The following is a 15,723-nucleotide window of genomic DNA, read 5'->3' as shown; positions in this document are numbered from 1 at the left end:
GGCAAGCAGTCGGTCCCAATCGTTGAACTCGCCGAATGGATATCCCGCCAGTCTTGCTGACAGAACTTCCATCGCCCTGCCCGATACCACGGCGTTCGCAAGTATTTAGGAAGTTGATCGGTCTGGGTTAGGGACCCATTCCTCCGCCGTTGAGTTCCAATGATGGGTGTCGTCGAACTGCTTCCAGAGTGGCTGCTTTTGCTTCCTTTCGCCGTTCTGCCGGTTTGCCTGCGCGCGGACGACAAGCGCCGCAGCCATCATTACCCATTCGCGAGCACTATGTCGGGAGTTCCATTTGATTGCTGCAAGCATTGGGGCCTCCGTAAGAACCTTCCTCACATTAGCGCGCGCCACGAGCGAGGGCATGTAAGCTACTTCACAGAGATCTTCGACATGGCCGAGGGCGATCACGGCGCGGCAAACGCGAGCAATCGTCCGCTTGCCCTTTCCGTTAAGCCTCAAGGGCAGCGGGTCGGCGGCCCTGGGCGGAGGATTCATCGTAAGGGAGCCGCAGGCGGCCCGAAAAGCCAGTCCACCTTCCATTGCAGAGGAGCAGATCGAACCCGACAATCCGTTGGCGCGCGGGCGAGCGTCGGTTTGCTCGGCCCGGCACCTGCAAGTGTCCTTTCCGTCGCGAAAAGGAATGGGCCTGGAATAGAAGCAGCAATCCCTGCAACGATGGGCGCGCCCAACGATGTCGCTGCAATCGTGATTGTCATCAAAGATATGGCGACTACAAGCACATCGATCACAATGCGTTTCGAAAAGTGTTTCGTCATGAGTTGAGCCCTCACAACCGAGATGACTGCGCGGTTACTATCTTAGTCCGTACGCAACTGGGTGTCCCGAACCATCGCCGCTTGGTTGGCTATTGCGAAGTCGAGGAGAATCCCATGTCTCGCGGCCGCTTCAATTCGGCACGCCGTGGCTGATTTCGTACTGCGTGTCTGCTCTGCCGACGCTTCCCTGATCAGCACGATCATAATCGGTTTGTATGCCTTCAGGATCTTGTCCCACGATCAGAAGCTGCTTCCGCATTTCAGCCAGGCGGGCGCGGCAGTATTCGCGATAGAGCAGGTCGAATATGGCGGGCATGGTCGCCCCCGTCGTTTGAAAATGATCGTAGAATTTCCACTACCGAATTTTCGGATGACCTTGACTCGTTGATCGCTGCTCAATGTGAGCCCATTCACAGCTTGTGTTTGAGCGTCGGCACGGCGCAATTGGCTGACTTGGATGTCGGCACGAGAAAGAACAGGGCCAGCCAATGAAATATATTGTAGCAGCGTTTCTGTTTCAGCAGAACTTCGTCAAACAACCTAGGAGCGCTGCTGCGCGGATAAAAATCCAACTACAGCGCGAAATGACTTACCGCAGGATGCAAGCACCGCTGGCTGCAACGCCGCCTGTTACCCACCCGATCGATGCAAGAATGGATCGACCGACGCAGCTAGTCGATCTGCCACTTGCATCGTCGGCGTGGACTGCATTTGGGTAGGCGGCGAGCCGAGAAAATTGACGGCCAGCGCGGTACCAGCGGCAAGAAAAGCTATCACAGTCGCAGAGAGATATTCGATTCTCATGGCGACAATCCTCCATCGCTGACGACAAGACAATTTTGTAGGCTGAAAAATAGTTCCGTGGAAGGCAGGTCCCACGGTCGCGGGAACCGGCGAAAAATTTCGGCAGGACTTGGAGGCGTTCTCCCGGGCGCGCGGCTCTCTCAGAACATTCCGATCGAGGCGAAAAGCGAAATCCCGATTAGGACAGTGAGCCCATGATGGCGACCATGAGAATTGCTTCGCCCGACAGTAAAAAGATCATGGCGTGCCTCGCATATTGCGAAGCCCGGAAGCCCAATAGCTAACCTCGCGATGTCGGAATGTTTCGGGTTCCAAATCTCGTTAGTCACACGATGCCTAACTCATTTCGAGTTCCTTGATCGCCAAAGCCGCAATCTCTGCCGGGGCGAGGATCTCCGTGCGGGCGATCCTGATGACCTTGCCTGCGACCATCTCCGTGAGCGGGTCGTCGCGATCCTTAACGCAAAGCGTTTGGAGCGCATGCTCGTAAGCTGCCGTGATGCGGCTGACCATTTCCGGCTTTAAATTGGCGGTTTGTAATCGCAGGTAAGTAGACATTTGTTGCCTCCAAGCCACGCGGGAAGGCAAGGTAACATGGGAAACCTGGTTTTTGGCGAACGGAAAACTTCGAACGCTCAGAGCAACAGTATCGGTACAGGGTCGGGATCAAGGTGGCATGTCGCACGTTATCACGGTGGCGGCAGGATCATCCGTGCACGGCAAGGAGGCGGTGCACGTCAAGGCCAATGGTGGCAGCCATGGCAGATACCCCTTCGACCGCGCCCGTGGTCCATCCGCCAAGTTTAGATCATCCGGAGCATCGCCGGGCGATCTGCAACGAGATTGGTGAGCGACTTCGCGGCACCCTCACGGACGATCTCACTCCGCTACCATTGCGACTGCAAAGTATGGTGGAGCAGCTGACCGAATTGGATGGCGACGCACCGACGGACCCGCCGGATCGCCAAGACGATGCGTCACCCCGGCCACTCTGGAGTTTTGTGTCGGCGCTTTGGCGGGTCCTCCGAAGCTGACCTTGAAGCGCGGAGACGCGCGACCGCCGCCATTTCGCGTATCTGACCGCGGCCTCTTCCGACTTTACTTGCGCGGGTAATCTCGCGAATTCAGAAGGATGAGGGCCGATGACCAAGCTGGAACAGGCATGGCGGGCTTGGCGGACGCTTTCGCAACCCGATCGGTACAAATTTTTGGTCCTGTTACGCGGGGCCTATGCCCAAGAGCGCGAGACGGTGCTACGGCAGCGCGGTGCCCGAGCCGATGGCGTGAGGGTGACGAGGCTCTCTGATCTGGCGCTCAGTGAGGCCGACCTCAACGGCATCGGGCTTAGCTCCGGTTTGCCCCAGAGCCGCCGTGACGCCGAGGGCGGCGAGAGTCCGGGTTGGGCCAGGAGCGGGCGCTAGTATCCCCATCCATCCATCGGACTTCGGTCACACTTCGGCAGAGGTGGAAACATCGCATGCTTACTATGTAGGAGCTTCCGGGGGCAGCATCTTCGTCTTGGAACGCCTCAATGCAAGTCTTCTTTGGCTGGCGGATGGTCGCCGCTTGCATGCTGTGCTCACTAATGGGGAATGCACTCGGCTTGTTTGGAGCGGGTGTCTATCTTCATCAGGTTGTGACGGCAAACGGTTGGACAACCGGTGTGGTCTCGGGCGCCGTTACGATGTTCCATGTCGCGAGCGCGTTGCTACTGATACCGGTCGGCTCTGGTATCAGAAACGTCGGTCCGCGCCCAATCATCGCAGTCAGCGGCGTCGCGTTAGCTTGCGGAGTGACCTTGATGGTCGAGTAACGACACCTCGGGAAGCCTATTTCGCCTTTCTCTTGATGGGCATCGGATGGGCCGGCCTTTCGATCACTGCGGTCGCAACAACGCTCGCACCGTGGTTTGATCGGTACCAAGGGCGGGCAGTATCCATCGCGTCGCTCGGAGCCAGTGCCGGAGGCATCCTCGGTGCGCCAGTCCTTCTGTTCGGAACATCGCGGGTCGGCTTTGCAGCAACGACCCTAGCGACGGGCTGTTGCGCGTCGGTTGTCATACTTGCGCTGGCTATCTTCGTGCTGCGCAGTCGCCCCCAAGATTTAGGGCTCTTGCCGGATGGATTGTCGGTGAGAGCGCATGCGCCGACCATCGATAGACGGAATTCGACACTGCCCTGCGCACTTCGATCACCAGCGCTTCTTAGCGTAATGGCAGCGTTCGGAATCGGGATGATGGTGCAGATTGGCTTTCTAACGCATCAGATCGCTTTGCTCGCTCAATCCTTCGAACGCTTCAGCATCTCCTTGGTCGTTTCGTCCACGGCTCTTGCTGCAGGACGTGTCGTGCTTGCGCGATTTGCTGATGATATGGATGCGAGGGTGACTGCGGCGGTTGCCCTCGTCGTTGCAGCTGCATCGTTCGCCGCAATGGCGGCTTTCCCTATTCTGCCGGTCCTGATCGGCGCCAATATCATCTTCGGCTTGACCGTGGGCAATGTCACTACGTTGTCGCCCATCATTGTCAGGCGGGAGTTTGGAGCTAAAGCCTTCGGTTCTGTTTTTGGCGTCGCGTCGTGCGCTATACAGCTGGTTGCGGCCTTGGGTCCGAGTCTTTACGGCATTTTGCACGACGCCTTCGGCAGCTACGCCCCCGCGCTGATTATCGCCGCGGTCTTGGACATTTTTGCTGCAACCATTGTCTTGGCAAGCCGCCGCAATCCCAGCGCATAATGAATGTCCGCTTTGCGTCACAAGCCGCCTATCCCGCTTGAGACGATTGACTTCCGCGTTGCCTCCGAAACCCGGCATCTATGAGCACAATGAACCAAGAAAGATTTGAGCGCGGTGCGGGCAAGGCGGGTTCTGCGGCGGTCATTTCGCAGACGTTGCTGGTCTCCCAGGCGATCAAAGACGCCGTCAGCGAGTCGAACGGGCGAGCAAACAGCCTGCGCGGGACGCGGCGTGAAGCGCGAGGATGTCGATACGGAACAGCGGAAGGGGCTCGCCTTGGCCCACGTTCTGCGATGATGCCATCATGCGCCTGTTTTGCCCGACGGAGCAACAGTTTCGTAAATCGGGAAAAGATCGTGCTTGATACGCAAGCCAGGGCGCGATGACGGTTCAGCCCGTCTCGTTACGCTCTAAGTCATTGATGTTGTTGCCCCGCCTACTGTGCATGGGGTTGTTTTCGACATTTTGTTTTGGAGGTGCGAAGGCGCCACGCAGAACCGGACCTGATCCGCCTTCCCGTCCGCTACTTCATCACCCGCAGGCCCTTGGTCGTGAACCGCTGCATCTTTCCGCCGGGACGCAAAGGGCGCTTCGTGCCGGCGGCCTTGCCGGTGCCGGGCGGCTGGTGTGCGGGGACGAGCTGGTGCGGCTGCGAGCCGATCAAATCGGCGCGGCCCATCTCCTTCAGCGCCTCGCGCAGCACCGGCCAGTTGTCGGGGTCGTGATAGCGCAGGAAGGCCTTGTGCAGGCGGCGCTGGCGCAGGCCCTTGATCGCCTCGACCTTGTCGCTGCCGCCGTGGCGCACGCCGCGCAGCGGATTGACGCCGGTGTGATACATCGCGGTCGCCGTCGCCATCGGCGAGGGCAGGAAGGTCTGCACCTGGTCGGCGCGATAGCGGTTCTTCTTCAGCCACAGCGCGAGGTTCATCATGTCCTCGTCGGTCGTGCCCGGATGCGCCGCGATGAAGTAGGGGATTAGGTAATATTTCTTGCCGGCCTGCTCGGCCGCGGCGTCGAACATCCGCTTGAAGCGGTCATAGGCGCCGATGCCCGGCTTCATCATCTTGTCGAGCGGGCCGCGCTCGGTATGTTCGGGCGCGATCTTCAGGTAACCGCCGACGTGGTGGGTGACCAGCTCCTTGATGTATTCGGGGCTCTCGACCGCGAGATCGTAGCGCACGCCGGAGGCGACCATCACCTTCTTGATGCCCTTGGTCTCGCGCACCTTGCGATAGAGCCGGATCAAATCGTCATGCGAGGTGTTGAGGTTCGGGCAGATCTCCGGGAAGACGCAGGACGGCCGCCGGCACGCGGCCTCGACCTTCGGATCCTTGCACGCCATCCGGTACATGTTGGCGGTGGGGCCACCGATGTCGGAGATGACGCCGGTGAAGCCCGGCGTCTTGTCGCGGATCTTCTCGATCTCGCGCAGGATCGAGCCCTCCGAGCGGTTCTGGATGATGCGGCCCTCGTGCTCGGTGATCGAGCAGAAGGTGCAGCCGCCGAAACAGCCGCGCATGATCGTGACCGAAAATCGGATCATCTCCCAGGCGGGGATCTTCGCATCTCCGTAGGACGGATGCGGCGCGCGCGCGTAAGGCAGATCGTAGACCGCATCCATCTCCTCGGTGGTGAGCGGGATCGGTGGCGGGTTGAGCCAGAGATCGCGGTCGCCATGGCGCTGCACCAGCGGCCGCGCATTGCCGGGATTGCTCTCCCGGTGCAGCACGCGTGAGGCGCGCGCATAGGCTTCCTTGTCGTGCTCGACCTGATCCAGCGCCGGCAGGCGAATCACGGTTGGTCCGCGTTGGCGCGATGCGCCCTCGTCGGCGGAATCGAGATCGTCGGCGTGCAGCTCCGTGTAATCGGCAGGGACCTTGCGGAACAGCGCGACGCCCCTGATGTCGTCGAGCTCGCGGGGCGCCTCGCCGGCGGCGAGGCGGTTGGCGACCTCGACCACGGCGCGCTCGGCATTGCCGTAGAGCAGCAAGTCCGCCTTGGCGTCGGCGAGCACCGAGCGGCGCACCTTGTCGGACCAGTAGTCGTAATGCGCGATCCGGCGCAGCGAGGCCTCGATGCCGCCGAGCACGATCGGGGTGTCCTTGAACGCCTCGCGGCAGCGCTGCGCGTAGACGATGGTGCAGCGGTCCGGCCGCTTGCCGCCTTCGCCGCCGGCCGTGTAGGCATCGTCATGGCGCAGGCGACGGTCGGCGGTGTAGCGGTTCACCATGGAGTCCATGTTGCCGCCGGTGACGCCGAAGAAGACCTTCGGCTTGCCGAGTGCCCTAAACGGCTCGGCCGAATGCCAGTCCGGCTGCGCGATGATGCCGACCCGGAAACCCTGCGCCTCCAGCAGCCGGCCGATGATTGCCATGCCGAAGCTCGGATGGTCGACATAGGCATCGCCCGTCACCAGCACGATGTCGCAGGCGTCCCAGCCGAGCGCATTCATCTCGGCGCGGCTCATCGGCAGGAACGGCGCCGGCTTGCGCGGTTGCGCCCGGGCCATCAGCGGCTTTGCGGCGGCGATCATCTGGGTGTCCATGGCGCCTACGCATAGGGCTCCGGGCGGGCGAATTCAACCGATCGGTGCGCCGCCACCGCCGATTGTGATGCCGTGCGCGGCCGTGACTCGGTCCACAGGCTGACCGCTCCATCCCGTGCCGTCCTCGGATCGGTTTCGTGGGAGGAAAGGCGGGTTCCGTCCTGGTGACGGCGCAGATCTGGCCATAGGAACCAACTGCGCCCGCGAACATTCTGGTTGAGGGTTCGACGCGGGCCCAGCTTGCGCGCGTTTGCATCATTCTGGCGTCCGGTGACGTCGCCTCTGGCGATGGGGGAGCTGTGAGCACGGTCATAGAGAACTTGCTGCTGCGGAAGCAGAAGCTCGTGGAACAGCTCGAAAAGGCGCCGTCGGTGGAGGATCGTGACAAGATCGAGCACCAGCTCGAGCAGATCAACACCGCGCTGGACTTTCTGGACAGGCCGGGAGCGAAGGGAGAGCGTTAGATCCGCTCAACCCACCTTCAGCGCCCTTGCGTAGACGATTCCCGAATTGGTGATGTGGGTCGTCATCAGGTCTTCGAAGGCGGCGAGTTCGCCGCGTGCGAACAGATCGAGCAGCTTGCGATGCTCGTCGAAGGACGTGCGGGTGCGCACGTCGATCGGCGAGGTCAGGTTGGTGCGGAGCGCGGCGACGCGGCCGGAGACGAGCTGATAGGACTCGGCGAGGTAGTGGTTGCCGCAATGGGTGAACAGCGCCTCGTGGAAGGCGGCGTCGGCGCGGCCATAGGCGATGTTGTCCTTCGCCGCGACCGCCGGCTCCATCGCCGCGATCGCTGCGCTCATGGCCGCGATCGCACTGTTGCGATCGTGCCGGAAGGCGAGCTCGGCCGCCTTGGGCTCCAGCGCGATGCGGAAGGTGCAGAGCGCATTGATGTCTTCGGCGCTCGGCGTGAACACGAAACTGCCGACCTGCGGCCGGATCACGACGAGACCTTGCGCCTGCAACTGGCCCATGGCCTCGCGCACCGGCGTGCGGCTGACGCCGAAGGAATTGGCCACCATCTCCTCTGAGATGGCCGCTCCAAGCGCGAACTCGCCGTCGATGATGGCCTGGCGCAGCCGCAGCATCACCCGCTGCGACAGCGATTTCGGCGTATCGAGCTGGAGCGATCGCATGGCGCTCTCAGATCACCTTGCCGGGATTGAGCAGGTGATCGGGATCGAGCGCAGCCTTCAGCGTCCGCATTAGCGCGATCTCGGCCTCGCTCCTGGCATGGCCCAGCCATTGCTTTTTCAAGGTGCCGATGCCGTGCTCGGCCGAGACGCTGCCGCCCATGTCGCGGACGAGACCGTAGATGATCGCGTCCATCGCTTCCTTCGGCTGCTGCGCGACGGAGAGGCCGGCGACCCAGGAGACGAGATGCAGATTGCCGTCGCCGATATGGCCGTAATAGACGCTCTCGCAGCCCTTGATGCCGGAAGCGAGCGCGGCCTTGCAGCGCGTGACGAATTCGTCCATTCGTGCCACCGCAAGGCCGATGTCGTAGGAGATGTGCGGACCCAGCACCTGGCCGAACTCGGCGCAGACGTCGCGCACGCGCCAGAAGGCTTGCGTCTGCGCCAGCGACTGCGCGATAGCGGCGTCGGCGAGCAGCCCGCGCTCCATCAGCTCTTCGAGCCAGCTCTGGAAGCGCGGCGCGTCTACGCTCTCGTCGGTGCCCTGCGCCTCGACCAGCACGTAAAGGCCGTGACCTGGCGCGACCGGCGGCTTTACGCCGGCGCGATTCGTGATCACGTCCCAATAGTCCGGCCACATCACCTCGAACGCCGACAACAGCGGACCGAGCCCTGAGCGCGCGGCGTCGAGCAGCGCGACCACAGCGGCATAATCCTTCAGCGCACAGAGTGCAGCCATGGTCGAGCGCGGTTTCGGGAACAGCTTCAGCACCACGCGGGTGATGATGCCAAGCGTGCCTTCCGAGCCGATGAACAGATGCTTCAGATCGTACCCGGCATTGTTCTTCATCAGCTTGTTGAGGCTGGTGATGATGGTGCCGTCCGGCAGCACCACCTCCAGGCCGAGCACCAGCTCGCGCGTCATGCCGTAGCGGATCACGCGGTTGCCGCCGGCGTTGGTGGAAAGATTGCCGCCGATCGCGCAGGAGCCGCGCGAGCCGAGGTCGAGCGGAAAGAAGAAGCCGGCTTCGTCGGCGGCCTTCTGGATCGTCTCCAGCGGCGTGCCTGCTTTCACCGTCATCGTCGCGGAGGCGCGATCGATCTCCTCGATGCCGGTCATGCGCTCCAGCGAGATCGCGATCCAGCCTGCTTCGGGCGAGGCGCCGCGGCACAGCCCGGTCAGTCCGCCCTGCGGCACGAAGGGAAGCCGCGCCTGCCGGCAGGTCGCAATCGCATCGGCCACGCCCTGTGCATCGAGCGGCCGGATCACCGCAAGCGGCGTCTGCGGAAGGCTCGCGCTCCAGTCGTTGCAATTGCGGGCCGGCACCTCGCTACCCGTCAGCACCGCGGCCGCGCCGAGTCTGGCGCGCAATGCGCCAAGCAATTGGTCGGGTCGCCCGGCGGGGGTCACCATGTCCATGCGAGACCTCCTCAATATTTCCAATATCTCCGCTGCGCTCATGGCGCTGAGATTTGCATCCATCTTGTATGTAAGGTACAAGGCGGAAAGTAAAGCAAAAACAGGATCCCGGTAAGCGCGGAAGATCGTTGGAGATCAGCGGCTTAGTTCGGGGCGGCAGCAAAGGGCGGTGTGATGACGGAGGCAATTCGCGGGTTCTGGGTGGCGTCGGCGACACCGCTGGCGGCCGATGGCAGCGTGGATCACGCCCGGCTCGCCGGCCACGTCAGGCAACTCTTCGGCAAGGGCGTCGACGGCGTCGTCCTGTTCGGCACCACCGGCGAAGGCACCTCGTTCAATGCCAGCGAACGCGTCGCGACGATCGAAGCCATGCTCAAGGCCGGCATCGCGCCGGAACGCATCGGAATCGGCGGCGGCTTTCCCGCCATCACCGACGGCATCGCGCTGACGCGCGCCGTGCTCGGCCTCGGCCTGCGCCACGTGCTGCTGCTGCCGCCCTATTTCGACCGCAGCGTCACGCCCGAAGGCATCGAGGATGCCTTTGCCGCGATCATCGATGGTGTCGCCGACGATCGGCTGCGCGCCTCGCTCTATCACATCCCGCAGGTGTCGGGCGTTGCGATCCCGACGACGGTCGCCGCGAACTTGCGCAAGCGCTATGGCAAGCAGGTCGCCGGCCTGAAGGACTCCAGCGGTGATTTCAAGCAGTTCCTGGCGTTCCGCGCGGCCGTGCCCGAGCTCGCCATCACCGTCGGCAACGAGCCCGACATCGCCCGCGCGATGGCCGCGGGCGGCGCCGGCACTATTTGCGGCATGGCCAACCTCGTGCCGGAGCTGGTCAAGGACATGATTGACGGCAAGGATGTCGAGGCGCGCATGCAGGCAGCGGCAGATGCCGTGGTGAAGACGCCGTCTCTGGTCGCGACGCTGAAGGCCATCCTCGCGGCGCAGACGGGCGATCCAGGCTGGCTGCGCGTGCGCCCCCCGCTCCGCGCGCTGCCCGACGGCACCGCGCTCAAGCGGAAGCTCGACGCATTGACGGCGCCTGCCATCGCGTGAGCCCGCGCAAGAACGCGACGCGCCGCCGCGAATTCGCGTGCTGCGTGCCGCGCTTGGCAGGACGGCTATTTGAGATTGCCGTTCAGCGCCGATCCGTCCTTAGAACCATTCAATACTAGAGCGATTCAAGTCCGCTTGCGGTTTCGCTTGTGCTCCGTGCCTGTTAGACGCGCCAGCTTCAATGCTGCGTCTGACCTGGAAGTGAATCGAACGTGCGTGCTTTTCTGGATGGCCAACGCGCCAGCGGCGGTCGTCATCGCGCCGGCAAAGGCCGTGCCGGTCTTCTCATCGGAGCGGCTGTGCTGCTCGCCGAATGCCCCTCAACCATGATGACCGCCCGGGCGCAATCGGCATTGCCGCCGGTGACGGTGGAAGCGCCGGCGCAGCGGCCGAAGCCAGCGCGGGCATCGGACCAGTCTTCACGCACGCAAGCCGCCGCACGCCAGCGCAGTCGCACCGCCACGTCTGCTCCTGCGGTGCCGACGCTCTCGGAGCGCGCCGCTGCGGAAGCCGCCGCACAGCAGGCCGCAAAGCTCGGCTACCGCGCGATGCCGAGCGCGACCACGCTGCGCAGCGGCGCCTCGCCGCTCGACACCTCGCAGGCCGTCAACGTGGTGCCCGAGCAGGTGCTGAAGGATCAGCTGCCGCGCAACATCGACGATGCGCTCATCAACATCTCCGGCATCACCCAGACCAACACCCTCGCCGGCACCCAGGACGCCGTGATCCGGCGTGGCTTCGGCGACAACCGCGACGGCTCGATCATGCGCAACGGCATGCCGCTGGTGCAGGGCCGCAGCCTCAATCCCGCCGTGGAAAGCGTCGAGGTGCTGAAGGGGCCGGCCTCGCTGCTCTACGGCATCATGGACCCCGGCGGCATCGTCAACACCATCAGCAAGCGGCCCGAGCTCTATCAGCACGGTTCGGTCACGTTGCTCGGCTCGACCTACGCGAACAATCGCAGCGGTGCCGACGGCCTGCTCGACGTCACCGGCCCGATCGGCGACCAGGGTCTTGCCTATCGCTTCATCGGCTATGGCGTGAGCGAGGATTACTGGCGCAATTTCGGCCGGCACCGCGAGATGCTGGTTGCGCCGTCACTGGCATGGTACGGAAAGGACACAACGGTCCAGCTCAACTACGAGCACCGCGAGTTCATTTATCCGTTCGACCGCGGCACGGCGTTCATCAACGGTGCGCCACTGGCGATCCCGAAGACGCGCAGGCTCGACGAGCCCTACAACAACATGTGGGGGACGTCCGACCTGATCCAGGCCTCGATCGAGCATCGCATCAACCAGGACTGGAAGCTCTTTGCCGGCTACAGCTACAACACCGAGACTTTCAGCGCCAACCAGCTCCGCATCACCGGCGTCAACGCGAAGACCGGCGTCGAGACGCGCAGCAATGACGGCACGCAGGGTTCGCTCAGCAACTCCAGCTATGGGACGTCCTACATCTCGGGCGGGTTCTGGCTCGGCGACATGCGCAACGAGGTACTGTTCGGCGGCGACGGCCAGTATCGCGCGATTTACCGCGACAACCTGATCCGGCAGGCGACACCGTCCTTCAACGTCTACAATCCGGTCTATGGCATGATCGGGCCGGGCACGACGGTTTCGAACAGCGATAGCGCCCAAACCGACAAACTCGGCCAGTGGTCGCTGTTCGTCCAGGATACGTTGCACCTGACCGAGCGGTTCGCGCTGGTCGGCGGGGTGCGCTACATGGACTACGACCAGCTGGCCGGGCGCGGAAAGCCGTTCAGAGTGAACACCAACGTCTCGGCCGATGCCGTGCTCCCGCTCGGCGGAGTAATCTTCAAGCTCACCGACCAGCTTTCCCTCTATGCAAGCTACACCCAGTCGCTGAAGCCGAACTCGACCATCGCGCCGCTTAGCAATGGCGGCGGCGTCGTACTCGGATCGAACATCGCGCCCGAGGAAGGCACGCAGTACGAAGCCGGTCTGAAGTTCGATCTCGACAAGCGCCTCTCGGGTACGCTCGCGGTTTACGATATCGAGAAGCAGAACGTGCTGGTCAGCCAGCTCAACACCGCAACCGGTCTCAACGTGTACACCGCGGCCGGCAAGGCGCGCTCGCGCGGCGTCGAACTCGACGTCACCGGCCGCTTATCCGACAACTGGAGCATGATCGGAAGCTATGGTTACACCGATGCGCGGGTGACCGAGGATCCGATATATGCCGGCAAGCAGTTGCAGAACGTGGCCATGAACACAGCCTCGCTATATCTGGTCTACGATTTTGGCACAGCGCTTCCCGGCCAGCTCAGGCTCGGCGGCGGCGCCCGCTATGTCGGCGACCGGCCCGGCGATGCGTTGAACACGTTCGTGCTGCCGTCCTATGTCGTCGCCGATGTCTTCGCGACCTATGAGACGAAGCACCAGACACTGCCGGTCATCTATCAGCTCAACGTCAAGAACCTATTCGATACGCTCTACTACACCTCCGCCCAGAACAACTTGGGCGTCGCCATCGGCGATGCGCGACGGGTGTCGCTGTCGGCAACGGTGAAGTTCTAGCGATGACGGTGCGGATCGGGCGTACGGTCAAGGCCGTCCTGTTCCAGGTCCATTCCATCGCGGGCCTCGTCCTAGCGTTGCTGCTCGCCCTGATCGCGCTGACCGGCGCGATCATGAGTTTCGAGGACGAGATCGTCGACCATCTCAACGCCGGTATCATGCAGGTCGCGCCGCGTCAGACACCGCCGCTGATGCCGGATGCGCTGATTGCGCGCCTGAAAGCGGCACAGGATCTCGGCAAGGTCTCGGCCGTCACGCTGTCGAGCGATCCTGCGGCAGCGGTCCATGTCCGCTTCGCGCGCGACGAAGGCGGCGCGCGGCCGGCCTCGCTCTATGTCGACCCCTACGACGCGCGCGCGCTGGGTTCGCCGCGTGGCGAGGCGTTCTTCGCGACCGTGCGCAGGCTGCACCGCTGGCTGCTGATTCCCGGCGACGGCAAGGGCTGGGGTCGTCCGATCACCGGCACCGTCGCGCTCGGCCTGATCGTCATGCTGGTTTCGGGCCTCGTGCTGCGCTGGCCGCGTCGCGCCGGCAGCGTGAAGATGTGGCTGAAACCTAATCTTGCGCTCAGCGGCCGCGGACTGCACCGGTCGCTGCATGCGGTGATCGGCACCTGGGTGCTCCCGGTTTATCTTGTGATGACGCTCACCGGGCTGTGGTTCTCCTTCGATTGGTACAGGGATGGAGTGGCCTGGCTGCTGTCGCGTCCGCAGCTCGCTGCTGCGAAGATGCAGCCCAAGATGCCGTCAAAGCGCCCGCTCGCGGCGGAGACCGCGCAGCCGATCGGATTCGATCGGGCATGGACGACGTTCGAGCGCGAGGAGGGCGGCCGCTTCGCCAGGGCTCTGCTGACGCTGCCGGCCGGTCAGGGCACGGTGGTACGGATCCGGTCGTGGGAGAAGGATAGGACACTCGAGGCGACACGCGACGAATTCCGCGTCGATGCCGTCACCGGGCAGCTGCTTTCCGCTGAACGCTATGACGAGAAGACATTCGGCGAGAAGGTCATCGCGGCCATCTACGACATCCATCGTGGCGCAATCCTGGGATGGCCGGGCAAGCTCGCGTTCATGATTGCCGCGGCCCTGATGCCGTTGTTCTCGGCCACGGGAATCCTGCTCTATCTGTCGCGCCGCAAGCTGCGCCGTTCGGCGCAGCCACCGCTCGGGCGGCTCGTTCCCGGCGAATGATAGTGGTGCGCTAGCCGCCGCGCCACGCGCCGCCGATAGCTCATCCGCAGCCAATGCAACGACGCCTGCCGCACACAGCGGAACCGGAGCGACTTGTCTGAACTCTCCACAAATGGTTCGATTGGCGAAGTCCATGCGAAAGTTGGGGTGATCGATGGCGCGATCCGAGCAAGATGAAATCGAAGAGACGGCGCTGCCTGCGGTGCTGGTCAGACGCAGCGATCTGCCCGTGCCGCTCGCGCACCCGGCGCGGAGCTTTTTCGGCGGGCTTCCCAAGCTGCCCCCGAAATTTGATTGGCCGACGGCAGAGGTCACGGCCAATGAAAAACCGGAAAAGGTTGCGCTTACATTCGTGGCTCAAATTGACCTGGCTGAAGTGCCTGGGGCCGGCTGGTCGCCGCTTCCGACGCGGGGCACCCTTTATTTTTTCTGTAGTTCTGTGTTTGTTGGCGAAGGGCATCCACCTTGTCGCGTACTTTATAGCCCGACGGATGGTGGCGCGTATCCCGACCGCGCACCACCGCCAGACCTGATGCCGCTGGCAGGCACCGACGGTGATTCCCAGGTCAGATGGCTCGACCCCAACCTCGATTTTCATTCCAAGGTCGAATTCAAATATCCGGTCTCCTTCCGACCGTTCCGCGATTTCTACTTCCGGGAGGACGCCATCGGAGGGGAGCTTATGGTCAAAGAATTGTGTAGGGCGCTGGGTCCGGGGGAGCCGCAGGAGAATGATCTGCTTCAATTCCGAGCTGCGTCCGAATACGAAAAGGACGAGGATTGGCCCTTCAACTGGCTCCTGATCACCTATGTGGTCCGGTCGGTATTGTCGTACGTCCAACGCGATCTGACGCGTGGATATTATGGCAAGCCGCTCACCGACGAAGCAACTGTTGAATTGAAGCGGCTACGCGCTGGTGTAATCGGGTGGCTCGAGCGCTGTCGGGCGCTTACCCCAATGGACGACGTCGATCCGGATACAAAGACGAGCTTCAGATCCTGGTGGTTCAAGATCGTGCATGCCTACGAGAAGCTGGACGGGCAGGTGCCCACATATGCGGGTACAATCGCGCACGACCTCGGCAACGCCATCAACCATACGATCCGTTGCATGGCGACTCAGGACGTCGATATCTCCGACCACGCCCCGTCCAGCTACGTCGCAAATCTGGCGCGGCAGAATCACTGGAAGACGCCAACCGTAGGCGACGGCAAGCACCGCCACTTCAGAACTGCGCTTCATCAGATGCTGGGATACGGCAGCGGCCCGCAAGATGCGACCGAGGTGCACCTGGAGGACGTGCTGTTGCTTCAGATTCAGGGTGATCTTGCTTTCTTCAATTGGCACTCCAACATTGGCGGTGTGCTTCATTTCTGGATCGGTCGGGATGCTCTTGATCAACGCGACTTCTCGCAGGTCGTCGCGACATTCGAGTGCGACTAGCCCGATATCTGCGCCATTGTCCTGTTCTCCGATATCGCTGGCCAACACCGCCGCAATGGTTCAAAAGCTC

At 62.7% G+C, this 15,723-nt stretch carries 13 protein-coding genes; 8 read left to right on the top strand and 5 right to left on the bottom strand.

Annotated elements, in window-relative coordinates:
• Positions 1 to 159 precede the first annotated feature (159 nt).
• Positions 160 to 786 carry a hypothetical protein gene (locus ABIG06_RS09495; protein WP_124161607.1) on the top strand — a complete coding sequence of 209 codons (627 nt, stop codon included), beginning with the start codon at positions 160 to 162 and terminating at the stop codon, positions 784 to 786.
• Positions 787 to 909: 123 nt separating this feature from the next.
• Here ABIG06_RS09495 and ABIG06_RS09490 read toward each other — a convergent pair whose 3' ends face one another.
• Together ABIG06_RS09490 and ABIG06_RS09485 are read right to left on the bottom strand one after the other, a co-directional pair.
• The gene (locus ABIG06_RS09490; RefSeq protein ID WP_370124196.1) at positions 910 to 1,095 is read right to left on the bottom strand and encodes a hypothetical protein; all 186 of its coding nucleotides are present in this window, start codon (positions 1,093 to 1,095) and stop codon (positions 910 to 912) included.
• A gap of 824 nt (positions 1,096 to 1,919) precedes the next feature.
• Positions 1,920 to 2,141: a hypothetical protein gene (locus ABIG06_RS09485; protein WP_124161605.1), complete on the bottom strand. Its 222-nt coding sequence runs from the start codon at positions 2,139 to 2,141 to the stop codon at positions 1,920 to 1,922.
• Positions 2,142 to 3,114: 973 nt separating this feature from the next.
• On the opposite strand from ABIG06_RS09485, the gene ABIG06_RS09480 reads away from it, so the two are divergent.
• Both ABIG06_RS09480 and ABIG06_RS09475 read left to right on the top strand, forming a co-directional pair.
• On the top strand, positions 3,115 to 3,396 hold the full coding sequence (locus ABIG06_RS09480; RefSeq protein ID WP_370124192.1) for a hypothetical protein: 282 nt from the start codon (positions 3,115 to 3,117) through the stop codon (positions 3,394 to 3,396).
• Between the two features lie 419 nt (positions 3,397 to 3,815).
• On the top strand, positions 3,816 to 4,316 hold the full coding sequence (locus ABIG06_RS09475; RefSeq protein WP_370124189.1) for an MFS transporter: 501 nt from the start codon (positions 3,816 to 3,818) through the stop codon (positions 4,314 to 4,316).
• Between the two features lie 523 nt (positions 4,317 to 4,839).
• Here ABIG06_RS09475 and ABIG06_RS09470 read toward each other — a convergent pair.
• Positions 4,840 to 6,861 (bottom strand): YgiQ family radical SAM protein, encoded by a 2,022-nt coding sequence (locus ABIG06_RS09470; RefSeq protein ID WP_370135881.1) that lies wholly within the window; start codon positions 6,859 to 6,861, stop codon positions 4,840 to 4,842.
• Between the two features lie 299 nt (positions 6,862 to 7,160).
• On the opposite strand from ABIG06_RS09470, the gene ABIG06_RS09465 reads away from it, so the two are divergent.
• The gene (locus ABIG06_RS09465; protein WP_199751768.1) at positions 7,161 to 7,325 is read left to right on the top strand and encodes a hypothetical protein; all 165 of its coding nucleotides are present in this window, start codon (positions 7,161 to 7,163) and stop codon (positions 7,323 to 7,325) included.
• Between the two features lie 6 nt (positions 7,326 to 7,331).
• Here the strand turns inward: ABIG06_RS09465 and ABIG06_RS09460 are convergent, their stop codons facing one another.
• Both ABIG06_RS09460 and ABIG06_RS09455 read right to left on the bottom strand, forming a co-directional pair.
• Positions 7,332 to 7,997 carry a GntR family transcriptional regulator gene (locus ABIG06_RS09460; protein ID WP_370124186.1) on the bottom strand — a complete coding sequence of 222 codons (666 nt, stop codon included), beginning with the start codon at positions 7,995 to 7,997 and terminating at the stop codon, positions 7,332 to 7,334.
• Between the two features lie 7 nt (positions 7,998 to 8,004).
• Entirely contained in the window at positions 8,005 to 9,417 is a 1,413-nt protein-coding gene (locus tag ABIG06_RS09455; RefSeq protein WP_370135879.1) for an FAD-binding oxidoreductase, read from the bottom strand.
• Between the two features lie 174 nt (positions 9,418 to 9,591).
• Here ABIG06_RS09455 and ABIG06_RS09450 point away from each other — a divergent pair, with 174 nt between their 5' ends.
• The 4 genes from ABIG06_RS09450 to ABIG06_RS09435 all read left to right on the top strand — a co-directional run bounded on the left by ABIG06_RS09450 (position 9,592) and on the right by ABIG06_RS09435 (position 15,653).
• On the top strand, positions 9,592 to 10,476 hold the full coding sequence (locus ABIG06_RS09450; protein WP_370135876.1) for a dihydrodipicolinate synthase family protein: 885 nt from the start codon (positions 9,592 to 9,594) through the stop codon (positions 10,474 to 10,476).
• Positions 10,477 to 10,688: 212 nt separating this feature from the next.
• Positions 10,689 to 13,019: a TonB-dependent siderophore receptor gene (locus ABIG06_RS09445; RefSeq protein ID WP_370135874.1), complete on the top strand. Its 2,331-nt coding sequence runs from the start codon at positions 10,689 to 10,691 to the stop codon at positions 13,017 to 13,019.
• Between the two features lie 2 nt (positions 13,020 to 13,021).
• Positions 13,022 to 14,209, top strand: a complete 1,188-nt coding sequence (locus ABIG06_RS09440) for a PepSY-associated TM helix domain-containing protein (RefSeq protein ID WP_370135871.1) — start codon at positions 13,022 to 13,024, stop codon at positions 14,207 to 14,209.
• A gap of 154 nt (positions 14,210 to 14,363) precedes the next feature.
• On the top strand, positions 14,364 to 15,653 hold the full coding sequence (locus ABIG06_RS09435; protein WP_370135869.1) for a DUF1963 domain-containing protein: 1,290 nt from the start codon (positions 14,364 to 14,366) through the stop codon (positions 15,651 to 15,653).
• Positions 15,654 to 15,723 lie beyond the last annotated feature (70 nt).

This window comes from Bradyrhizobium sp. USDA 326, from assembly GCF_049739485.1.
GTDB lineage: Bacteria > Pseudomonadota > Alphaproteobacteria > Rhizobiales > Xanthobacteraceae > Bradyrhizobium.
The sequence above is the reverse complement of the archived record's forward strand: the minus strand, read 5'-3'. Positions and strand labels throughout refer to the sequence as shown.